This is a genomic window from Citricoccus sp. NPDC079358, from assembly GCF_040702545.1.
Lineage (GTDB): Bacteria > Actinomycetota > Actinomycetes > Actinomycetales > Micrococcaceae > Citricoccus.
This window is the reverse complement of record NZ_JBFBLI010000003.1, coordinates 323,770-344,636: the sequence shown is the minus strand read 5'-3', so window position 1 is coordinate 344,636 and position 20,867 is coordinate 323,770. Positions and strand designations below refer to the sequence as shown.

Here is a 20,867-nt window from a genome sequence, read left to right as displayed (position 1 = left end):
CCGCTGCCGCCCCGGGTCAGTACTACCCCGTCCTCGCCGACCCTGACCCTTCACACTCCGCGGGTCATCAAATCACTACCGACCCACGCACCTAGACGGCTCCTGTTACGAGCCGAGGCTGAAGTACCGCAGCATCGGCGGCTCAACCATCGTCGAACTGCTCATCGTTATTGTCGTGATCGCAGAACATCAGGGAAGATCCGGAAACTGTCGTCTCTTGCCCCGTTCGTCGTTCCGGCGGCTGGGCTTTCAGCTCGCTCTCCCGAACGCCTGCTCAAGAAACCCTGCAGTTGCGGGGTTCATGGTCTCGTTGCGACGGATGTAGTGCTCGCGGGTAACCGCGGGGTCACTGTGGCCAAGAAGCTCGGAAGCAAGCTGCAGTCCACCTACGTCGTTGATCGCGGTCACGGCGGTGCGCCGGAACCGGTGCGGGGTGACGTCATTGATGCCGGCTTGGTCCATGACGTCGCGAAGCTGGCGGCGGCGGACGTTGTTCGTGGTGTGCGGTGTCCCGACACGGGTGGCGAACAGCAGGTTCTCCGGGCCGACGAACCGCAGGCTGCGGACTCGAGCACGAACCGCACGCAGCGCGAACCCGGGCAGCGCCACTCTACGGACCGAGCGTGCGGTCTTTGGATGTTCCTGTCGGTGCGTAGGCTCGCCCTTGCGGCTAACAATCGTCCCCGCGATGCGTACCATCGGCACAGGCGCATCAGGGTCGAGATCGGCGACGCGGATCGCGAGGACTTCGCCAATGCGGGCGGATGTGCCGAGCATGACCTCGACGATCTGACCGAGCTGCCCGTCAGGGCGGGGACCGGCGAGGATGGGTCGCCTCTCCCAGTCGCGGATCGCGACACGGATGGCGGTGATCTCTTCCCAGGTGCACACGTCGGGACTGCGCGTCGGTCTACGCAGGCCCGAGACGTGGTCCATGCGAGTTGACGTCGGACTTTATTCGTCGTGTGCGGAGTCCCGACACGAGTGACGAACGGCAGAGTCTCCGGGCCGACGAAACGGAGGCTGCGGACCCGGGCACGGACCGCACGCAGGGTGAACCCCTGGAGTGCGATGCGATGGACCGATCGCACGAAACCCGTCAGGAGCTGATCCAGGCCCAGAGGAACCGCGCTCCGGAGGCGGCCAAGCTCTCCCTGTCCAGGCACTTCGCCGCGCTGCAGCGGCGCATGCTGGTCACGTTCCCCGACTGACCTGCACCGGGGAAACCACCTGGAAGGTCACCTGGACCGACCTGCACTACTGCGCCACGTATCCGCCATCCACGGACCACACGGCGCCGGTGACGAAGGACGCGGCGTCGGAGGCCAGGAAGCAGATGACCTCGGCGACCTCCTCGGGGGTGCCGAGGCGGCCGATCGGCTGGCGGGCGGTCATCTGGGAACGCACCATTTCATCCAGTCCGGCGGTCAACGGCGTCTCCACGTAGCCCGGCGCCACCGCGTTGACGCGGATCCCGGTCGGCGCGTAGCCCAGGCCCGCAGAGCGGACCAAGTTGGCCACCCCGGCCTTCGCCGCGGAGTACGGCCCGGAGCCAGTCTGGCCGACCAGACCAAGGATCGAGGAGACCGCGACCACGGCACCGCTCCCCCGGCCGGCACCACCATCACCGTCTGCAGCAATCATGTACCGCAACGCGTGCTTCATGGACAACGCCACTCCGGTCAGGTCAATGTCCAGGACGGTGCGCCAATGGTCCACGTCCAACTCGTGCAACGGGCCCTTGCGCTCAGCGATGCCAGCATTGGCCACCAGCATGTCCACGCTCCCGGACCCACCAGCGCCACTGCCGAAGTCAGCGGCGGCATCCATCAGCGCCGCCACGGAATCCTCATCGGTCACGTCGCACCGCACGGACCAGGCCCGGCCGCCAGCGCCCTCGATCTCAGAGACCACCTCGGCGGCCCGTGGATCCACGTCCCCGATCACCACGGCCGCACCGCGGGCGGCCAGCATCCGGGCGGTCGCCGCCCCGATGCCGCCGGCCGCGCCGGTCACCACCGCCGTGCGCCCCGCGAAGGGCAGGGGATCCACGCCCAGCCCCGCGCCCGACGTGAGCTGGGCACGCGGCCGGGGGCCGGAGTCGGGCGTCTGTTCAGAAGACGTCCCGGCGCCGGCCCCCAGCGAATCGGCCAGGCTCAAGCCTTGACCTCCATGGCCCGCTCCAGGGCATCGACGGAGCCGGACTCGGCGGCCAGCTCCGCGATGTCCCGGCCCATCCGGTAGCCGAACACCAGCGCCGGGCCGATGTGGGACCCATACCCGGGGTAGCCGCCGCCGAACACGGAGACAGCGGCAGCCCCCACGGAGTACAGCCCCGGGATGCGCTTGCCGTCCTCGCGGACCACGGCGTCGCGGGAGTCCACGTCGATCCCGGCGAAGGAGCCCAGGTCCCCCATCCGCACCTTCGCGGCGTAGAACGGGGCCTTGTCGATGGTCGCCAGGTTCGGGTTGGGCTTGTGGTCCATGTCCCCACGGAAGTGGTTGTACGCGGTGGAACCGCGGCCGAACTCGGTGTCCTCGCCAGCATCGGCGTCCCGGTTGAACGTCGCCAGGGTGGTCTTCAGCCCGGCGGCGTCCACCCCGATCTTCTCGGCCAGTTCCTCCACGGTCTCGCCCTTGACCAGGTAGTCCGCGGCGTAGAAAAGCTAGCGCGGGATCGGCGTGGGCTTGGCGAAGCCGATGCCATACTTGCGCATCAGCTTCTCATCGCCCACGATCCACGCGAACACCTCACGCTCACCGGACATGTGGTCCAGCATCTGCCGACCGAAGTCGTGGTAGCTCAGCGCCTCGTTGCCGAAGCGCTTGCCGTGCCGGTCCACGGTGATCATGCCGGGCAGGCCGATCTGGCGCAGGTGCGGGAAGAGCCGCTGGGCGCGCGTGACCAGGTCCTTGAACACCGTCACCGGAGCCCAGGAGCCCGGGGAGGAGACGTCCGCGTTGATCCGCCCGCCCACGGCCATCGCCATCCGGGCCGAGGAGCCGTCATGGCCCCGCGTCGGGGTGAAGTGCTCCCCACCGTTGCGGTCATGCGGGAAGTACTGCTGGCGCAGCTCCGCATCCCCGGAGAAGCCGCCGCCGGCCAGCATCACGCCCAGCCGGGCCTGCACGGTGCCGGCCCGCTGACCGGAGAGGACCGCGCCGGTGACGGCGCCTCCGCTATTGGTCACCAGTTTCTCCACCGGAGTGGAGGTCCACACCCGCACCCCGGCGTCCAGCGCGGAGGCGACCATGCGGGTCATCAGCGCCGAGCCGTTGGTGCGCTTGAGCGGCTGGCCGAACACGGCGGTGTCCACCCAGGTGCGCAGCAGCTTGGACGCGGTGTAGGTGAAGGCCTTCACGGACTGGTTGGCCTTGAGGATGGTGGCCATGTCCGGACCCACCTGCGGCATGTACCCGAACACCGTGTAGGAACTCAGGTAGGGCTGCAGCTCCTTGCGGCGGGACCCCAGCATCCGGATGTCCGCATCCGAGGGCAGGATCGCGCGGCCGCCGAGCTTCGCGCCGGGCAGGTCCATCTGGTAGTCCGGGGCCTTCTCCGGGTAAGAGAACACCACGGAGGTGTTGTCCTCGAAGAAGTCGATGGCCTCCGGCACGGTGTCCAGGAACCCGGCCACGCCCTCCTCGTTGTAGTAGTCCCCGGAGAGTGCCTTCAGGTAGGTCTCCGCCTCGGCCCGGGTGTCCCCCGTGGCCGCGGCGCCCTTGGGGTTGCCCGGCACCCAGGACCAGCCCGCGGACAGGGCCGTGGTCCCGCCGAAGTGCTCGGACTTCTCCGCCACGATCACGTTCAGCCCGTCATGGGCGGCCCGCAGGGCGGTGGCCATGCCGGCGGCGCCGGAGCCGACCACCAGGACGTCGCACTTGTGGACGGTTCCGGCGTGGTCTGCGGCGGGGGTGTTCTCAGTCATGTGTTCTCCAGAGGTCGGGGAAGCGTTCGAGGTCGTCGCCATGGTCAGATCCGGCCGGTGCCCTTGAGGTAGGGCTCGCCGAGCTCGGCGATGGGGGTGTGGGCGGTCTCCCGGGCGGAGAAGCAGGCCACGGCGGCTATCAGGGCCACCACGCAGCCGAAGATCGCCACGGGGACCCAGCCGAACGTGCCAGCGCCGAGCAGCATGCCGCCGATCATCGGGCCGAAGCCGGCCACCATCAGGCCCAGCTGGTTGCCCATGGCCATGCCGGTGTAGCGGACCGGGGCGGCGAACAGCTCGCCGAAGAAGGAGGTCCACACGCCGTTGAACCCGGAGTACAGCACGGTCATGAACAGGAACGAGGCGGCGAACACCAGCCAGATGTTGCCGGTGCCCAGGGCCAGGAAGTACAGGAAGATGGCCACGGAGCAGCCGATCATGGCCGTCAGCATCAGCGGCTTGCGGCCGATCCGGTCCGAGAGCTTGCCGGCGAACGGCATGAACACCATGGACAGGCCTACGGCCACCGCGTTGACGGTGAGGATGTCCGTGCGTTCGAAGCCGCCGTGGTCCACGGCGTAGGACAGCCCGAACACGGTGAAGATCGTCTGCATCACGGAGAACGCGGACATCAGCAGCACGCGGAACACGTCCAGGCCCTGGTACTTCAGCACCTCGCCGGCGGGCAGCTTCTTCACCGCGCCGGCCTCGGCCACCTCCTCCTCGAAGACGGGGGTCTCGTCCAGCTTGGTCCGCACATAGAAGGCGATGGCCAGCACGAAGATGGAGAGCAGGAACGGGATCCGCCAGCCCCAGCTCATCAGGTCCTCCTCCGGCAGGGCCGCGATGGGGATGAACACCACGGTGGAGAGCACCATGCCGGCGGCGTAGCCCATCATCACGAAGGACGTGAAGAAGCCACGGCGGCCCTCCGGGGAGTGCTCGATCGTCAGCGAGGAGGCCCCCGCGGACTCGGCGCCGGCGGAGAAGCCCTGCGCCAGGCGGGCCACCACCAGCAGCACGGTGGCCCAGATGCCGATCGACTCGAAGGTCGGCAGCACGCCGATCGCCAGCGAGGCCAGACCCATGATCATCAGGGTCACCAGCAGCACGTTCTTGCGGCCCAGCCGGTCACCGAAGTGGCCCATCACCAGTCCGCCGAGCGGACGGGCGATGTACGCCACGCCGAACGTGGCGAAGGAGGCGATGGCCGCGATGGCCGGGTCGCCGCCCGGGAAGAACAGCTGCGGGAACACCAGCGCCGCGGCGGTGCCGTAGATGAAGAAGTCGTAGTACTCCATGGTGGAGCCCAGGAAGGAGGCCAGGGCAGGTGATCAACTACAACCAAGCTGCACCGCGAAATCGACTAACCCGGTCCCTCCTCTTCTGACGCGACAGGACTCCGAGTCGACTTGTAGAGGTGTTCCCAGAGGATGTCATGAGTCTTCGTAGGCAACCGCTCCGGCCATGTCGCGGCCGGCGATATACCCGAAGGTCAGGGCCGGCCCCAGATTGATGCCGCCCGCAGGATAGTGTCCTCCCATGACTGAGTTGTGGTCGTTCCCTGCTACATACAGTCCGGGGATGATGTTCCCCTCGTCATCTAGAACTCGCGCACGCCCGTCCGCTTCCAAGCCGGCGAAGGTTCCGAAGCTGCCCGGTAGCACCTTGACTGCGTAGAATGGGCCTTTCTCAATGGGTCCAAGGGATGGGTTGGGACCAACCTGCGGATCGCCTCCGTATCGGTTGAACTCAGTCTCGCCTCGGCTGAAGTCCGGGTCGATGCCCAAGCGGGCGTGTTCGTTGAACCGTCTCACGGTTTGGGTCAGTCCAGCTGGGTCGATCCCGCACTGCTCGGCGAGCTCTTCCAAGGTACGGCCCCGCTTCAGGTATCCCGAGCGCAGGTATGGAAGCAGGGGAACCGGCCAGGGCTTGGCCATGCCCAAGGGATACTTGCGAACGAACCGGGAGTCGGCAATTTGCCAGGACTCGACCGGTTCATCCTCCGGCGTAGTTTCTATCAGGGCGGAAACGTAGTCGTAGTAGCCGTTGGCCTCGTTGACGAAACGCTTGCCGTCCGCACGCACGCCGATGGAACCAGGCTTAGCTCGGTCCATGATGTGGGGGAAGACACCCGTGCGACCGTTGCGGTACGGCACCAGGGAAACAGGGCACCACGCTGCAGGCGACTTCACCTCCGTGTTGAACCGGGCCCCGACGGATTGACCCAACGAGATGCCGTCGCCATCGGCCTCGGCCGGTGCCAAAGTCCAGTGCTCGAGACCAGTGGGCGCCTTGGGAAACAGTTGCTTGCGTCGCTGGATGTCTCGCGGGAATCCACCCGTGGCCAACACCACTCCGCGGGCTGCATGGATGCGCGTTTCGCCTCCGGGTGCTTCGAGAACAGCGCCACACACTCGTCCATCCTCATCAGTCAATAGGCGGGTCGCCCGGGTGGAGACGCGGATGTCGACTCCCAGCTCGTCGGCAGACATCAAGAGTCGACCGACGAGCGCAGTTCCGTTGACCAGCTGCATATTTCTGCGGTGGGCCACCAAGTCCCACAGATGAGGGGTAAAGCGCCGCGCGGCATGGATTAGGCCGGCGATGCTGCCCTGTGATGCGGCAAGGAACTTGGTGAGATCGGGGCCAGCCATGATGCCCATGCCGAGGAACGAAGTCTCATAGAGCTGGTGGCGCATCTTCGCTCGGACCCAGGAATGAATCTCACGTGCGTTGATGGGCTTGGGACCCACCGAGCGATGGCCGACGCCGGCACCCGGCGTCTTGCCGTAGACGTCCTTGATCTTGGCGCCGGGAGTGAACTGCAGGCTGGTCTTCTGGTCGAAGAATCCCACCATGTGTGGCACGGCCTCGAGGAAGGCCTCCACTTTCTCCTCGTGGTAGTTCGTCCCGAGACTGTGGTGGAGGTAGGTGCGGAAGAGGCTGGGGTCTTCCGTGACGCCGTCTGCGTGAGCGAGGGGGTTTCCGGGAGTCCACGCCCAGCCTCCGGACCAGGCCGTGGCACCGCCACAAACGGAAGCTCGTTCCGCCACGATGACTTTCAACCCGTGGTATGCCGCGGTCACGGCGGCTGAAAGACCACCAGCGCCGGAGCCAACGACGAGGACATCACAGGTCAAAGTCTCGGTGGCGGCGGTCTGTGATGGTTCGGATGCAACGCTCTTCATGCAGGACTGGCCCTCTTCGGTGTGTTTATTCTTGGTACTGGGAGATGTCGGGGACGAACCGAGTGCATGAACGCCGGGGCTTTGCCGTCCGTTGTTCATGCACTCGGCCATGACTCAATGCAGTTAGTTGTTGTGAGGTCTTGGGTGGGCTCAGCGATGTTCCTGGCTGGCCCATTTGTAAGACCACAGGCCGGAGACCAAGGCCACGAGGCATAGTGCGGCAAGCAGCGCTGCGGCGGCCATCCAGCTGCCAGTACTGGCCAGCAAGGCCGTGGCGATCAATGGGATGAAGCCACCAACGGCACCGGCCAGTGCGTAGGCGAATCCGGCACCGCTGTACCGGATGCGCACATCGAACATGTCGGTGAACCAGGACTGCTGGACGCAGGTCGAGATGTTGTGCCCAAGGTTGATGAGGGCCATGAAGCCCAGAATCATCGGCAACAATTCGCCGTTGTTGAGCGCCATGAAGAATGGTGCTGCTGACAGGGCGGCCAGCAACGGTCCGACAACGTAGAACCACTTCCGGCCGAACCTGTCTGCGAGGCTTCCCCATAGGCCCAAGAACGGGATGGCCAGAATCATGGCGACCATAGAAGCTGTCAAGACCGTCGACGTCGGGGTGTCGGTGAAGTTCTCCACATACGCCAGGGAGAAAGTGAAGCCCATGTAGAACGTGCTCTGATCCACCATGCGCATGCCGATCACGGCCAGGATCTTCTTCGGGCTGGTGCGGATAGCCTCCGCTAGGGGTGCGCGAGTTTCTTCATGATCACTTTTGGCCTCAGTGAACTCTGTCGACTCAGGCACTCCGGCGCGGATCCACAGGCCGATGAGAGCGAAGAGGATACTGATCACGAATGGGATTCGCCAGCCCCAGTCGAGGAACTGCTCTTCAGTGGTCAACGCAGTCATGAGAGAGAACGCCGCTGTGCCGAGGAGTAGTCCTACGAACGATCCGATCTGCACTCCGGTGGCGAAAAAGTTCCGCTTGTTTGCGGGCGCACTTTCCACTGCCATGAGGGCGGCGCCTCCCCATTCTCCGCCGACCGCAATACCCTGGATTGCCCGGAGTGCCACGAGCAGGATCGGAGCGCCGATCCCGATGGCGGCGTAGGTGGGGAGCAAGCCGATGGCAGTGCTGGCGATCCCCATCATGATGACGGTGATGAACAGCATGGTGCGGCGCCCGTATTTGTCCCCGAAGTGGCCGAAAATGGCCCCGCCCAGAGGCCGGAACACGAAACCAACGGCGAACGAGCCCATAGAAGCCAGAAGTCCGACAACCTCGTTGCCCGAAGGGAAGAACAGGGGGCCGAACACCACGGCCGCTGCCGTGCCGTAGAGGAAGAAGTCGTACCAATCAACGATGGCGCCGACGGTGCTGGCGAGAGCCGCACGGCGGCCAGATTTAGCATCGCTAGCGACTGGGCGTGGATTCGAGCCGACGCCATCGGGAATTACGGTGCCCGAAGCTGGTGAAGTTGACATTGCGGTTCACCGCAACCTTTCTATTGTTCGCTGCGTTTGGCCGGAGACGGGAGGAGTGATTCAATGACTACGTAGTCATTGGGTGATGCACATCATATGGACGTGCTTCACCGGACGTCAAATGCCTTTCGAACAGGATGAGAACGATGAACAGGAATCTGGGGCTGGCACACTTGTCAGCGCTACATCTGAGCCCACCCGAACTGATCGACGCCGCAGCCGCTGCGGGTTTCACCTCTGTCGGGATACGCGTGCATCCGGCAACGCAGAATGAACGCCCGTACCCCGTGAGTGCCGGCTCTCCCATGTCGAAGAAGACCCTTGGGCGTATGGAAGCCACCGGGCTGACCGTGCGCGACGTCGAAGCGTTCACTCTTGATGGCATCAGAAGCAAAGAACAGTGGATACCGGCGTTGGAATCCGGAGCTGCGCTGGAGGCCGAGATTCTCAACGTGATCTGTGGCGATCCCGATTCAGGCCGACTCAAGGACGCGTTGTCAGCGCTGGTCGAGGATGCCAAGGCGTACAAGATTCGCCCATCGGTTGAACCGATTTCGTATCAAGCACTCGACTCCGTCACCGCGGCGGGAGCGTTGGTCGAGCAGACCGGGTGCGGAATCATGCTTGATGTCCTGCATTTTGTCCGCGCAGGCGGACGCGTTGCAGAGTTGAGAGACCTGCCGCCAAACGCGGTTGCCGTCATCCAGTTGTGTGATGGCCCGGCTTCGACTCCGAGCCTCCCGACACCGGATCTCATGCCGCTTGGGCAGGACGTGAACGGGTCGGCGAGGCAGATCGAATCACGGGCAAAGAGGCTGGCTCCGGGTCGCGGGGATTTCCCTCTGACGGAGATCTTGCGGGCCCTTCCGGACGCCCCCATCAGCGTCGAGGTTCCTGATGTCTGGTCTGCCGACGCGGAAGGCACTGACGTCCATCTACGCCGAATCTACACCGCGGCCGAAAGCCTGCTCGATTCTCTCCACATGACCGAAACGGAGCCCACATCATGAGTGAACCATCCTCAGCCACCATCCCGAACACGGCGGCACGAGACTCGCAGCAGACTCGCATCGCCAATGACCAGATCTACTGGCCGGACCGATTTCAAGGCCAGGTATTCCTCGTGACCGGCGCGGCAGGCGGACTCGGCTCGAATGCCGCAGATCGGCTCGCGCGGGAAGGCGCTCATGTCGTCTGTACAGATGTCACTGCTTCCGGCCAAGGCGACGGCGGCAGTCCAGCGGATTGCGTGGCGCTGGATGTCACGCACCGACCGGATTGGGACCGCATTGTCAAGGCTGTGCTCGACCGGTACGGCCGGCTCGACGGCGCGCTCTTCGCCCACGGAATCCAGGGGCCCGAAGTAGCGGTGACGGAAATGCCCTCGGATGGCTGGGCCAAAACCCTGGGCGTCAACCTCGATGGTTGTCTGCATGGTTTGGCGAGCGTCCTTCCGGTGCTTACCGGCCGGGGATACGGACGGGTGGCCATCCTCTCCTCCATTTCAGCGCGGGAAGGGAACCCGTACCAGGCCGCCTATTCGGCGTCCAAGGCCGGGCTCGTGGCATTGGTCAAGACGGCCGCGAAGGAAGTTGCCCCGATGGGAGTGACCGTGAATTCCATCGCCCCGTCCATGATGAAGACCAGGCTCCTCCAGGACCTCAGCCCAGAACGTAACGCCCAGCTGTTGGCGAAGGTGCCGATGGGACGGATCGGGCTGCCCGAGGAGTTCTCTGCCCTAGCTGCATGGTTGCTCTCCCAGGAAGCGAGCTACATGACTGGTCAGACTCTGGACCTCAGTGGAGGCCGCAACACCGCCTGAGGCGGCGGAGCAGTCGTCCCCCGTACTTCCAGCCGGACAGGATGTATGGCCTTGCTGGGCTGGTTCGGAAGGCCGCCGTCGATCCTTCGAATCAAACGATCGACTGCGTCTTTCGCCATGTCCGCAATCGGCTGGTGGACGGTTGTCAGATTGATGAAGCTCCAGCGGGCGGGCGGAGAATCGTCCACCCCGACGATCGACAAGTCATCCGGAACCCGTAGGCCCAATTGGGACGCTGCGTCCAAGGCGGCTAGTGCGAAGACGTCATTGACGCAGAACAATGCGGTCGGCCGGCCCTCTTGGTCCAACAATCGCCGGGCGACCCGAACGCCGTCTTCATGCGTCAAGCGAATACGCTGGAGCCAATCCTGCCGTACTGGGATATTCAAGCGCCCCATCGCTTCTCTGGCGCCATCCTCTCGGTCACGTCCGTTGGAGCGGTCCCGGAGGGTGGAGATCACCCCGATCTCCGTATGCCCCAAATCCTGCAAGTGGGAGATCGCCTGCTCTCCTGCACTGATGTCGTCGGCGAGAACCGCTTCGACATCTACGCTGACGTCGTCACGGCTGAGCAAGACGACCGGGGTCTGTCGATCGAGAACTCTGCTGAGCGCCGTGGACTTGTCCCGAGCAGACAAGAGGATCATGCCGTCCACAGTGGTTTTGCCCAACGTATCGACCGCTTGAGGGTCTGGAGAAGCGTCCGGATCTCGGATCAGGATCATCCGGTATCCATGCTGGAGCAGTCGGCTCTGCAGCGATTCCATGATGATCGGGTAAACGGCACTAGCAAGGTCAGCCACCACGATGCCTACGGCGTGCGTTCGTCGAGTGACCATCATGCGGGCCGCTTCGTTCGGGACGTAACCTAGTTCGCGAGCCGCAGACAATACTCGCTCCTTGGTCGCCAGGGCGACTGCTGGGTCGCCGCGCAAGGCACGCGAAACAGTCGACTGGGACAGACCCACAAGTTGAGCCACGTCTACGCTGGTCACCATTGGATCATCTTAAGAGATCGGGGGAAAACGCAGGTACCGCCACTGAATAGGGGGTCCAGGCTGGCTTTGTAGGCGGCCAGCTCTCTCTGCTGGGCCCGACTGAGGATTCGGGAGTCCAACAGGCGGTGGTACGGGGTTTTCGGAGTGTCGTAGACGCGCTTGCAGCGCCCGGAGGGGTCGGAGGGGTCGGAAGACCAGCCGATCGGCTTCTTCGTGGGCATGTAGAAGTTCAGCCGGTCATTGACCGACGGCCAGAGCTCGTTCAGGACCGTCAGTTCGGTCGGGGTGTCATATCGGTCAGGTTCACCGATCGGACGAACTCGCCCTTCAGGCACGGCCCGCAGTGGGCGACGGTGTCAGCCTCAAAGAAGCCGGGCTCAGCTTCGACCTCGTCACCGGCCTTGCGGATCGTGATCGAGTTCCGTAGCAGGGCCCTGGCTACCACCGTCCACTCAGGACCCGGCGTGGCCTCTCCTGGCGTGCTCATGCCGGCCGTGCGCGGCCACATACCAGACCGCCGCCACCAGCACGAACCCGGCCAGCACCAGATACATCACCCCGAAACCGGCCGCGGTGACGAGCCCGCCCAGGGCGACGGGCCCCAGCCCCAGGCCGACGTCCGCGAACAGCAGCAGCGTGGAGACGCCCGAGCCATACTGGTGCGGCTCGACCCGGGACACCGCGATGGCCTGCGCCGCCGGCATGAGGGTCCCGTACCCCAGGCCCGTCAGCGCACCGGCCACCACCACGTGCCAGTCCCGACTGGAGACCGCCAACAGCACGAGCGCCAGCGCGAAGAACACCAGCCCGAAGGCCACCACGGGGTTGTCCCCCCGGCGATCCTGGAGCGTGCTGAGGGTCAGGCGCATGAGCAGCATCGCGACCGCGTAGGCCACGAAGAACAGCCCGGCCCCGGTGGCGAGGTCGCGCTGTTCCGCCAGCGCGTTGAGGAAGGTCATGACGCCGCCGTAGCAGAGGCCGATGACCACCATGAAGATCCCGATCGGCACCACGGCCGGGTGCACGATGGCCGACCACGAGAACCGCGGTTGCAAAGCGGCCTGTGCTTCGGGGCCGGACTCGGGGCCGGACTCGGGGCCGGACTCGGGGCTGGACTCGGGGCTGGACGTGGGACTGTCCGCGGGGCTGGCCGCGGGGCTCTTGAGGAAGAGCGCGAGGACCAGACCGACCACGGTCGAGCCGAACGCCACGGCGAACAGCACCGCGTAGTCGAATCCGCCGGCCACCCACAGGCCCATGGCCGGGCCGACCGCCGTGGCCAGGGTGGTGCCCAGAGCCAGGTAGCCGGTCCCCTCGCCGCGGCGGGTGGGCGGAATGGCGGCCTGCGCCAGGGCCATGACCGCTGTGCTGGCGAAGGCGTAGGTGAACCCATGCAGGATGCGCACGCCGATCAGCAGGGCCAGGGATCCGGCGGCGAAGTACAGCGCGCAGGAGACCGCCGCCAGCACGAGGGCGACGAGCATGGTGCGCCGGCGTCCGAACCGGTCCACCACGTAGCCGGTGGACAGCCGCGCGACGGTGGCCCCGATGACGAAGGCGCTGGAAGCCAGCCCACCGGCGGCGTCCGAGGCCGCGAACTCGCGGACGGCGTAGAGCGCCAACGTGGTGACGAGGAAGTAGAACGTCAGGAACTGGGAGAAGTTGACGAGCCACGCCAGGGTGAAGGTTCGGGTCAGCAGTCGGTGGTTTTGCATCATGCACATCGTACTCCTGTTTTGTATGATGCAAATGTCGGGGCAGGGCTCCTCACCCGTCGCCCCACCGTCCCGACCGTTACCTCCCCTCCCGCACCCCGCCTGTCACAGCCCACCGACGCGGCGCGACCGCCGCACCCGCAGACCCCGAAGGAGCCGCCACCATGGCCCGCAGCACCCACGACGAGCTGGCCTACGAGCAGATGCTGCTGACCCGGGCCGCACTGCAGGGAACACCGGCGAAGAACCGTGAGTGGGTGCTGGACCGCAGCGCCGCGGTCCTGATCGCCCGGCTTGAGGCCTCGGGGCCGCTGTCCGTGGGCGAGCTGGCCGAGGCCTTCGGCCTGGACGTCTCCACGGTGCACCGCCAGGTGGCCGCCGCGCTGAGGACCGGGCTGGTAGAGAGGATTCCGGACCCCGACGGCGGCCCCGCGCGCAAGCACCGCCCCACCGCCGAGGGCTCCCGCCGCTTCGGCGAAGAGATGGCCGCACGTGCAGCGTCCTTCCGCACCGTGACCGCGGATTGGACTCCGGAGGAGGTCGACACGTTCGTGGCCCTGATGCGCAGCTTCAACGAGGGCATCGAAGCCCTGCGGGGCCAGCCCTGGCCCCGCTCCTGACCACCCCACTCCTACGATGACGCGGCGGTCCACGGTGGCGCGGCGGTCAGAGACCCACGGTCAGGCGCGGGTGCGGGGCTCACTGCGGCGCTGCATGGCGCGGGCCGCGGGCTCGTGGCCCAGCCGGCGCGTGATGGCACGGGCCGCGAACTGCAGCTGCGGGATGGAGACGGCCAGGTGCTCCTCGCCCCGGGGCACGATCAGGGAGAGCGTGGCCACGGCGTGCTGGTCCTCCACGAAGATCGGCACGGAGATCCCACTGGACTCCGGCACGATGATCCCGGCCATGGAGACGTAGCCATTGCGCCGGATGTCCGCGAGGATGCCGCGCAACTGTTCCGGCTCGGTCACCGTGTCTGGGGTGAGCTTGTCCAGCCGCCGGTGCAGGAACCGCTCCTGCTCCTCCTCCGGCGCATAAGCCATGAACACGAGTCCGGCGGAGCAGCCGTGGACGGGCAGGCGGCCGGCGATCCGGGTGATGTTGATCGTGGCATCGTCCGCGGCCAGTCGCTCCAGGTACAGCACGTCCGTGCCCTCCAGCACGCCGAGCGAGACGTGGTTGCCGGTGTGGTTGAGTAGGTCCTCCATGGGCGGCAGGGCTGCCTCCCGCAAGGAGGAGGCTCGCGAGCCGCGGGAGGCCATCTCCCACATCCGGTGCCCGTGGCGCAGCCGGCCGGAGCCGTCCCGGACGAGCAGCCCCTCGACCTCCAGCTCGGCCACCAGCCGGTGCACCGTGGAGACCGGCAGCCCGACGATCCGCGCGAGCTCCCGCAGATGCAGGGCTGGCGCCTCGTCCCCGAAGGCGGAGAGGATGCGCACCACGCGGTGGATGACGGATTCGCCGGAGGGCGAGTTGGCCACGGAATGCCTTTCGACGCAGAGGTGACTCCGATCATACCGATCAACGGAACACCCCCACGCTCCCCCAGCCCGCCCGTTCCTAGGGTGAGCCCATGACTGAGACCGCCGACTCCCCCACCCGCCCGGCCGAAACCGTCCCGGAGAACGCCGAGCACGACGCCGGCTCCGGCCGCGCCGCCGGCAAGGTCGCCTTGATCTCGGGTGCCGCGCAAGGCATGGGCGCCTCCCATGCCCGCGCACTGGCCGCCGCCGGGGCGTGCGTCGTGATCGGCGACCTGCAGGAGGAGACCGGCTCCGCCCTGGCCGAGGAGATCAACGCGGCCGCCGGCCGGCGGGCCGCCGCCTTCACCCCGCTCAACGTGACGCGACTGGAGGACTGGACGGCCGCCGTCGGGCACTGCGTCCGGGAGTTCGGGAAGCTGGACGTGCTGGTCAATAACGCGGGCATCTACACGCCCGGGACCGTGGAGGACGCCTCCGTGGAGGACTGGTCCAGGACCATCGAGATCGACCTGACCGGGACGTTCCTCGGCATGAAAGCCGCGGTGCCCGAGCTGAGGAAGCAGCGGACCTCCTCGATCATCAATGTCTCCTCGATCGCCGGGCTGGTCGGTTTCAAGAACCGCGCCGCCTACTCCGCCGCGAAATGGGGCGTGCAGGGGCTGACGAAGACCTCCGCCCTTGACTTCGGCGCGGACGGCATCCGGGTGAACTCCATCCACCCCGGCTCCGTGGAGACGCCTCTGACCGCCGGCCTGCAGCGCGGCTACGGCCAGGTCCCCGCCGGCCGCGCCGCCCAGGTCGAGGAGATCAGCGCGCTCGTGCTCTACCTGGCCTCGGACGAGTCCCGGTTCGTCTCCGGCTCCTCCATCGCGATCGACGGCGGTGAGACCGCGGGCAACAACCTGCGGCAGGATTCCTGACCTGGTGAGCCGCGTCCGTACCGGCACATTCCTCAGGCGATGAGCCCGAAGATGAACTCCTCTGCATGCCGGATGGCCTTGCTGAACGCTTGGTTGCGCAGCGTCACCCGCTCCCGGTCCCTCCCATCTTCTGGTTCGATGTACTGGGTCGGGCCGGGATGCAGAACCCAGATGTCGCCCTGCGGTGGCAGATAGAACACCCCGAACGAGCGATGCTCGGAGTCATCCGCCCACATCGGCACCACCGCCACGGCCGCGCCCGTATCCACGTTGATCCATTGGGCGCGAGGCAATGGTGGCTCCGTCGCCTCGGGATCGAGAAAGGGGGCGGCACCTTTGCCCCACCGCTCCTCGAACCTCTCATAGAAGGCCGGGACCAGCGAGTGGTTATAGGGTCGCCACGAGCTCATTCCAGTCACCTCGTTCATGGTCTCTGTGCGCGAAGCACACCTCCCCCAGACCGAAGGCACAGGGGCCGGGGCCCCGGACGGCCTCCGGGGCCCCTGGTCCCCGTCCCTAGGCGCCGGACTCCACGAGCTGCTTCGGCTCGCCCGCCGCCTCCACCTGGATCCGCCGCGGCTTCGCATGCTCCGCCACAGGTATGCGAACGGTGAGAACCCCCGCCTCGTAGCCAGCAGTGATGGCTCCGGTATCGAGTTGCTCACCGAGGATGACCTGGCGGCTGAACACACCGCGTGGTTGCTCCGAGGCCAGCATCTCGGCGCCTTCGGGGGCCCGTGGGGCTCGCTCGGCCCGGACAGTCAGGGCGTTGCCCTCGATCCCGAGATCGATGGAGTCCGCGTCCACCCCGGGCAGGTCGAACGCGATGGCGAACTGGTCACCCTCCCGCCAGGCTTCCAACGGCATGGCCGCGGGCCTGGAGCGGGTGCCCAGCACCTGCTCGGCGAGACGGTCAAGGTCGCGGAACGGATCGGTACGCATCAGCATGATGACTCACTCCCAACAGATGATCGATGTATTCAGTGGTCCCAGCCTTGAGGATCTCAACTGGCTGGTACATATTTATATAACTCACGGACACAAGGTGTGCAAGGGTAGATTCCCGGACGAGTGGAAAGGTTTCCCGCTTTGAGCAAGGACAACCAGGGTGTGTACAGCATTTCGGTCACCGCCAGGATGGTGGGGATGGAGCAGCACAATCTGCGCCAGTACGAGAGCCGTGGACTGCTGAAGCCAGAGCGGACCCCCGGAGGCACCCGCCTCTACAGTGACCAGGACGTCGCCGCGCTCCGGCGCATCGGAGAGTTGCTGGCCGAGGGCCTCAACCTGGCCGGAGTCCGACTCGTCCTGCAGCTCGAAGCCCGGAATCGCCAGTTGACGCACCAGGTGCGGTGCCTGAGGGACCAGGCGTAGACCCGGCGGAACCACCTCACGGCCCGGGCCTCCAGCCTTGCCATCCGGGACTCGACCGGCCGGGCACCCCGTAACAGCCCTTGCACCGCTCCACGCCTTCATCCATAGTGATGATGGTTGCGTGATCTACATCACACCATACTCGCGCGCGAAGACCTGGCCCGACCCCGGAGGAATCATGCCGTCCACGCCTCGCACCTCGAATGTCCCCCGCCGCACCCTGCTGGGCGCCGGCGGCATCGCCGCCCTGAGCGCCCCGATCCTCGGCGCGGGTTCCGCGGGCGCCGCCACCGCCGCCACCGGACCCGTGCTGGCCACGGCCGCGAACGTGCCGGACACCGGCATGCACCTGGTCACCCTCGGGACCGCTGCCGGACCGGCGATCCGCGGGACGCGGCACGGGATCGCGAGCGCCGTCGTCGTTGATGGGCTGCACTACCTGGTGGACTTCGGGCTGGGAATGCCCCGCCAGGCTGCGGAGGCGGGCCTGACCGGCAACAAGCTGCGTCAGGCGTTCGTCACGCACCTGCATTCGGACCACATCTCCGAGCTGACCGCCTACATGCTCTACAACTGGGACACCCCGGTGCAGGGCGTCACCTCCCGGGTGGGGATCATGGGCCCCGGCCGCGCCCGCCTGCCCAGGGGCATCCGGCCGGTCGTCTCCCCGCCGCAGACCGGCATGAGGGACGTCATTCAGAACCTGATGCGCGCCAACGCCTATGACATCAACATCCGCACCACGGACGAGGCCCGGATCCCGCTCGATGAACTCTTCGAGGGCGTGGACATCGAGCTGCCCCGGCGCCCGCGGGCGGATCCGGACCGCAACCCCGTCCCGGACATGGAGCCGTTCACCATCTACGAGGACGACCGCGTGCTCGTGAAGGCCACCCTGGTGGAGCATCTGCCGGTGTTCCCGTCCTTCGGGTTCCGCTTCGAGACGGAGTATGGCGTGATCACCTTCTCCGGGGACACCGCCGAAACGCCCAACATGGTCCGCCTCAGCCAGGACGCCGACCTCCTGGTCCACGAGGTCGTGAACATGGACTACTACCGGGACCAGGACTTCACCGAGGAGTTCCTGCACCACCTGGAGTCCAGCCACACCACGCCCGAGGGGATCGGGCGGATCGCAGCTGAGGCCGGGGTCAAGAAGGTGGTGGTCAGCCACATGGCTGGCGTCTTCTCCGATGCCGACCTGGCCGGCATCGCCGACACCTACGACGGGCCCTACACCCTGGCCGCCGACCGGCAGCTCTTCAGCGTCTGACCCTGCGCCTGACGGAGGCCGGCGCGGATAGACTGCGCGAATGTCCGCTCCTCCCCCCTCCCAGCGCACCCCCGGCCGCACCCTGCTCGTGGGCTGCGGCGCCCTCGGCACCCGGCTCGGTCAGCAGCTGGTCCGGGACGGCGGGCAGGTGTTCGCCCTGCGCCGCTCCCCGGCCGGGCTGCCCGCCGCCTTCACCGCCCTGGCGGTGGACCTGAGCGTTCCGGTCGGCCGCGAGCTGCCGGCCGTGGACGCCATGGTCATCACCCTGCCACCAGGTGGTCCGGTGTCTGGCCCGGCGTTGGGTCCGGGTCCCGGGCCCGACGACGGCTACCTCGCCTCCCTGCGGAACCTCGCCGCCGCTCTGCCCCGGGTCCCGGAACGCGTGGTCCTCGTCTCCTCGACCAGGGTCCTCGGCGGGCACACGGGCGGCCGGCCCCTCACCGAGGGGGACGAGCCGGCCCCGGTGGGGCCCCGGGCCGAGGTCCTGCTCGAGGGCGAGCGGCTGGCCACGGAGCTCTTCGACGCGCACGTCCTCCGGCCGGCCGGGATCTACGGTCCGGGCCGGGAGATGCTGCTGCGCAGGGTCCTTGACGGTGACCCGGTGCAGTACGCCCGCCGCACGAACCGCATCCACGAGGACGACCTGGTCCGCACCCTCCAGGCCGTGCTGACGGCGGAGGAACCGCCGCGGCTGCTGCACGCGGTGGACCGCTCCCCCGCACCACTGGGCGAGGTAATCACCTTCATCGCCGAACGGCTCGGGGTGCCGGCGCCTCCGCGCCTCCAGCCCGAGGAGACCACGGGGACGGTGCTGGACGGCTCGCGGCTCCTGGGCGTTCTCGGCACCCTGGAGCACCCCACCTACCGAGAGGGCTACGGCCGCCTGATCGCGGGCCGGGAGCAGACGGGGCCTGCGCAGCGGACCTGATCCCCGGTTCCGGCGCGCCCGGCCTAACCGTGCCTGAGCCGTCCTGCCTGCCAGGACGTCCCGACTCGCCCGGCCAACCAGGTCAGGGGCAGGAGCAGGATCAGGGCGAGGAATCCCGCCAGCACCACGGTGACCACCGCGGAGGAGTCCCCGAAGTTCGCCACGGCCACCAGCGTGGCCACGCCCATGTTGCGCTGGGAGGCGGAGATGCCCACGATGGCCCCGACCCCGGGCTTGGCGGTCCCGAGCGCCCATCCGGCGCCCAGGTTCGCCAGGGTGAACAGCACGATGGCCAGGACCGTGCCGGTGCCGATGAGCCCGGCCAGTTCCCGGTGGTCAGCCACGAACTGGTTGGCCAGCATCACCAGCATGGACCAGAAGCTCAGCCGCTGGACCGGCCCCTGGAGCCGACCGGCCAGCCCCGGGCGGAGCTGGCGCACCGTGATGGCCGCCCCCAGGGGCAGCAGCATCGTGGGGATCAGCACGGCGGCGATGCTGCCCGAGGACACCTCCACACCCGGCAACAGCAGCGGCAGGGCCATCGGCATGAACACCGTGGTGGCCACCAGCATGACGGCCAGCAGCGCGGACGCCGTGGGCATGTCCCCGCCGGCCAGCCGGGTGAGCTTCAGGGCGAAGGGTGCACCGGCGGCGCAGGCCAGGACCATCAGCCCCATGCGCGCGTCCGCCGGAATCGGAAGGAGGGCGGTCAGCACCAGGGCCAGGCCCGGCGCCACCAGGAAGTTCGCCACGGTGCCGGAGACCAGCAGCCGGAAGCTGCTCAGCGGGGCGATGAACTGGCGCACTGTCTGGCCGAGCCCGACGGCGGCCATGCTGGCCACGGCGAACAGCGGCACGGACACGGCCCCCACGACATCGGTGATCGCCTGGAGGTCCATGGGGTCATTCTGGCCGGACCGGGACATAGACTGACGCTGAACTTTTCACCCAGTGACAAAGGCGGATTCGTGGCCGGCAACGCGCACACTCCGGGACGTTCCGTGACCTCGCGCGCGCTCGACGTCCTCGGGGCCTTCGATACCCAGCACATCCGCCAGAACCTGTCCCAGATCGCCCGGCGCACCGGCATGCCGGTGGCCACGTGCTACCGGCTGCTGCGTGACCTGACCGAGTGGGGTGCGGTGACCCGCCACGAGGACGGGACTTACACGGTCGGCCAGCGCATCGCCCAGCTGGGCCTCCTTGCCCCGGTGGAACGCGGGCTGCGCCAGACGGCGGCGCCCTTCATGCAGGACGTGCTGTTCGCCACCCGGCAGATCGTCAACCTGTTCATCCTGGACGGGACGGAGGCGCTGCTGCTGGACCGGATCGCGGGCACCCGCGTCGGGGCACCGATCGCCCGACCGGGCGACCGGCTGCCCCTGCATACGAGCGCCGCGGGGAAGATCCTGCTGGCCCACGGCCCGAACGGGCTGGTCGAGCTGGCCTCCGGGAAGCTGGTCCGGGAGACCCACCAGAGCATCGCGGACCGGCCCCGGCTCGAGCGCGAGCTGGTGATGGTGCGCGAGCGGGGGTACGCCACCACCGAGGGTGAACACTCCTCCGGCGCCTACGGCCTGGCGGTGCCCGTCCGCGGCGTGGAGGGTGACGTCATCGCCGCGCTGGGGATCGTCAACCTGTCCCGGATCACCGACTTCCAGCGGATCGTCCCGGCCTTGCAGGTGGCCTCGGCCGCGATCACCCGGTCCCTGAAGCGGGCGGTGTGACGGCGTCCCGCGGCT

General features: G+C 67.2%; 20 protein-coding genes and 1 pseudogene. 9 read left to right on the top strand and 12 right to left on the bottom strand.

Annotated features, from left to right (window positions below; genetic code table 11):
* Positions 1-249: 249 nt before the first annotated feature.
* Positions 250-936, bottom strand: a complete 687-nt coding sequence (locus AB0333_RS06320) for a tyrosine-type recombinase/integrase (protein ID WP_366217822.1) — start codon at positions 934-936, stop codon at positions 250-252.
* A 140-nt stretch (positions 937-1,076) separates the two neighbouring features.
* Between AB0333_RS06320 and AB0333_RS06315 the strand changes: the two genes are divergently transcribed.
* A complete protein-coding gene (locus AB0333_RS06315) occupies positions 1,077-1,211 on the top strand; it encodes a hypothetical protein (RefSeq protein WP_366217821.1) in 135 nt (44 codons plus the stop codon).
* Between the two features lie 46 nt (positions 1,212-1,257).
* Here AB0333_RS06315 and AB0333_RS06310 read toward each other — a convergent pair whose 3' ends face one another.
* The 5 genes and pseudogenes from AB0333_RS06310 to AB0333_RS06290 form a co-directional block, all read right to left on the bottom strand.
* Positions 1,258-2,160, bottom strand: a complete 903-nt coding sequence (locus AB0333_RS06310) for an SDR family NAD(P)-dependent oxidoreductase (RefSeq protein ID WP_366217820.1) — start codon at positions 2,158-2,160, stop codon at positions 1,258-1,260.
* Positions 2,157-3,929 (bottom strand): annotated as a pseudogene (locus tag AB0333_RS06305) (FAD-dependent oxidoreductase). The gene AB0333_RS06310 and the pseudogene AB0333_RS06305 overlap by 4 nt, the downstream one beginning before the upstream one ends.
* A gap of 44 nt (positions 3,930-3,973) precedes the next feature.
* Positions 3,974-5,254, bottom strand: a complete 1,281-nt coding sequence (locus tag AB0333_RS06300; RefSeq protein ID WP_366217838.1) for an MFS transporter — start codon at positions 5,252-5,254, stop codon at positions 3,974-3,976.
* A 111-nt stretch (positions 5,255-5,365) separates the two neighbouring features.
* Positions 5,366-7,231 (bottom strand): FAD-dependent oxidoreductase, encoded by a 1,866-nt coding sequence (locus tag AB0333_RS06295; protein WP_366217819.1) that lies wholly within the window; start codon positions 7,229-7,231, stop codon positions 5,366-5,368.
* Positions 7,232-7,270: 39 nt separating this feature from the next.
* Positions 7,271-8,611, bottom strand: coding sequence for an MFS transporter (locus AB0333_RS06290; RefSeq protein ID WP_366217818.1), 1,341 nt, complete (start codon positions 8,609-8,611; stop codon positions 7,271-7,273).
* Positions 8,612-8,757: 146 nt separating this feature from the next.
* Between AB0333_RS06290 and AB0333_RS06285 the strand changes: the two genes are divergently transcribed.
* Positions 8,758-9,621 (top strand): sugar phosphate isomerase/epimerase, encoded by an 864-nt coding sequence (locus AB0333_RS06285; protein ID WP_159553104.1) that lies wholly within the window; start codon positions 8,758-8,760, stop codon positions 9,619-9,621.
* Positions 9,618-10,433 (top strand): SDR family NAD(P)-dependent oxidoreductase, encoded by an 816-nt coding sequence (locus AB0333_RS06280; protein ID WP_366217817.1) that lies wholly within the window; start codon positions 9,618-9,620, stop codon positions 10,431-10,433. Before AB0333_RS06285 ends, AB0333_RS06280 begins: the two co-directional genes overlap by 4 nt.
* Here the strand turns inward: AB0333_RS06280 and AB0333_RS06275 are convergent.
* Together AB0333_RS06275 and AB0333_RS06270 are read right to left on the bottom strand one after the other, a co-directional pair.
* Complete coding sequence (locus AB0333_RS06275) at positions 10,394-11,431, bottom strand: LacI family DNA-binding transcriptional regulator (RefSeq protein WP_159553108.1); 1,038 nt, start codon at positions 11,429-11,431, stop codon at positions 10,394-10,396. The genes AB0333_RS06280 and AB0333_RS06275 overlap by 40 nt on opposite strands.
* A gap of 452 nt (positions 11,432-11,883) precedes the next feature.
* Complete coding sequence (locus tag AB0333_RS06270; protein ID WP_366217816.1) at positions 11,884-13,149, bottom strand: MFS transporter; 1,266 nt, start codon at positions 13,147-13,149, stop codon at positions 11,884-11,886.
* A 161-nt stretch (positions 13,150-13,310) separates the two neighbouring features.
* Between AB0333_RS06270 and AB0333_RS06265 the strand changes: the two genes are divergently transcribed.
* The gene (locus tag AB0333_RS06265; RefSeq protein WP_159553112.1) at positions 13,311-13,766 is read left to right on the top strand and encodes a MarR family winged helix-turn-helix transcriptional regulator; all 456 of its coding nucleotides are present in this window, start codon (positions 13,311-13,313) and stop codon (positions 13,764-13,766) included.
* Between the two features lie 60 nt (positions 13,767-13,826).
* On the opposite strand, the gene AB0333_RS06260 is transcribed toward AB0333_RS06265, so the two are convergent.
* A complete protein-coding gene (locus tag AB0333_RS06260; RefSeq protein WP_159553114.1) occupies positions 13,827-14,627 on the bottom strand; it encodes an IclR family transcriptional regulator in 801 nt (266 codons plus the stop codon).
* 92 nt (positions 14,628-14,719) lie between these two features.
* Between AB0333_RS06260 and AB0333_RS06255 the strand changes: the two genes are divergently transcribed.
* Positions 14,720-15,550: an SDR family oxidoreductase gene (locus AB0333_RS06255; protein WP_159553116.1), complete on the top strand. Its 831-nt coding sequence runs from the start codon at positions 14,720-14,722 to the stop codon at positions 15,548-15,550.
* Between the two features lie 32 nt (positions 15,551-15,582).
* On the opposite strand, the gene AB0333_RS06250 is transcribed toward AB0333_RS06255, so the two are convergent.
* Both AB0333_RS06250 and AB0333_RS06245 read right to left on the bottom strand, forming a co-directional pair.
* Entirely contained in the window at positions 15,583-15,960 is a 378-nt protein-coding gene (locus AB0333_RS06250) for a hypothetical protein (protein WP_159555165.1), read from the bottom strand.
* A 106-nt stretch (positions 15,961-16,066) separates the two neighbouring features.
* Positions 16,067-16,498, bottom strand: coding sequence for an Hsp20 family protein (locus AB0333_RS06245; RefSeq protein WP_159553118.1), 432 nt, complete (start codon positions 16,496-16,498; stop codon positions 16,067-16,069).
* A gap of 123 nt (positions 16,499-16,621) precedes the next feature.
* On the opposite strand from AB0333_RS06245, the gene AB0333_RS06240 reads away from it, so the two are divergent.
* The 3 genes from AB0333_RS06240 (at position 16,622) to AB0333_RS06230 (ending at position 19,125) form a co-directional block, all read left to right on the top strand.
* Positions 16,622-16,924, top strand: coding sequence for a MerR family transcriptional regulator (locus AB0333_RS06240; RefSeq protein ID WP_366217815.1), 303 nt, complete (start codon positions 16,622-16,624; stop codon positions 16,922-16,924).
* Between the two features lie 178 nt (positions 16,925-17,102).
* A complete protein-coding gene (locus tag AB0333_RS06235) occupies positions 17,103-18,197 on the top strand; it encodes an MBL fold metallo-hydrolase (RefSeq protein ID WP_366217814.1) in 1,095 nt (364 codons plus the stop codon).
* A gap of 40 nt (positions 18,198-18,237) precedes the next feature.
* A complete protein-coding gene (locus tag AB0333_RS06230; protein WP_366217813.1) occupies positions 18,238-19,125 on the top strand; it encodes an SDR family NAD(P)-dependent oxidoreductase in 888 nt (295 codons plus the stop codon).
* Positions 19,126-19,148: 23 nt separating this feature from the next.
* Here AB0333_RS06230 and AB0333_RS06225 read toward each other — a convergent pair whose 3' ends face one another.
* Positions 19,149-20,024, bottom strand: coding sequence for a hypothetical protein (locus AB0333_RS06225; protein ID WP_366217812.1), 876 nt, complete (start codon positions 20,022-20,024; stop codon positions 19,149-19,151).
* Between the two features lie 102 nt (positions 20,025-20,126).
* Between AB0333_RS06225 and AB0333_RS06220 the strand changes: the two genes are divergently transcribed.
* On the top strand, positions 20,127-20,852 hold the full coding sequence (locus AB0333_RS06220; protein ID WP_347919602.1) for an IclR family transcriptional regulator: 726 nt from the start codon (positions 20,127-20,129) through the stop codon (positions 20,850-20,852).
* Positions 20,853-20,867: the final 15 nt, after the last annotated feature.

Coding starts and splice junctions, on each gene's coding strand:
- AB0333_RS06320 (WP_366217822.1), bottom strand. CDS start 936: ATGGACCACGTCTCGGGCCTGCGTAGACCGACGCGCAGTCCCGACGTG.
- AB0333_RS06315 (WP_366217821.1), top strand. CDS start 1,077: ATGGACCGATCGCACGAAACCCGTCAGGAGCTGATCCAGGCCCAGAGG.
- AB0333_RS06295 (WP_366217819.1), bottom strand. CDS start 7,231: ATGGCCGAGTGCATGAACAACGGACGGCAAAGCCCCGGCGTTCATGCA.
- AB0333_RS06290 (WP_366217818.1), bottom strand. CDS start 8,611: ATGTCAACTTCACCAGCTTCGGGCACCGTAATTCCCGATGGCGTCGGC.
- AB0333_RS06285 (WP_159553104.1), top strand. CDS start 8,758: ATGAACAGGAATCTGGGGCTGGCACACTTGTCAGCGCTACATCTGAGC.
- AB0333_RS06280 (WP_366217817.1), top strand. CDS start 9,618: ATGAGTGAACCATCCTCAGCCACCATCCCGAACACGGCGGCACGAGAC.
- AB0333_RS06275 (WP_159553108.1), bottom strand. CDS start 11,431: ATGGTGACCAGCGTAGACGTGGCTCAACTTGTGGGTCTGTCCCAGTCG.
- AB0333_RS06270 (WP_366217816.1), bottom strand. CDS start 13,149: ATGATGCAAAACCACCGACTGCTGACCCGAACCTTCACCCTGGCGTGG.
- AB0333_RS06265 (WP_159553112.1), top strand. CDS start 13,311: ATGGCCCGCAGCACCCACGACGAGCTGGCCTACGAGCAGATGCTGCTG.
- AB0333_RS06255 (WP_159553116.1), top strand. CDS start 14,720: ATGACTGAGACCGCCGACTCCCCCACCCGCCCGGCCGAAACCGTCCCG.
- AB0333_RS06250 (WP_159555165.1), bottom strand. CDS start 15,960: ATGAGCTCGTGGCGACCCTATAACCACTCGCTGGTCCCGGCCTTCTAT.
- AB0333_RS06245 (WP_159553118.1), bottom strand. CDS start 16,498: ATGCTGATGCGTACCGATCCGTTCCGCGACCTTGACCGTCTCGCCGAG.
- AB0333_RS06235 (WP_366217814.1), top strand. CDS start 17,103: ATGCCGTCCACGCCTCGCACCTCGAATGTCCCCCGCCGCACCCTGCTG.
- AB0333_RS06230 (WP_366217813.1), top strand. CDS start 18,238: ATGTCCGCTCCTCCCCCCTCCCAGCGCACCCCCGGCCGCACCCTGCTC.
- AB0333_RS06225 (WP_366217812.1), bottom strand. CDS start 20,024: ATGGACCTCCAGGCGATCACCGATGTCGTGGGGGCCGTGTCCGTGCCG.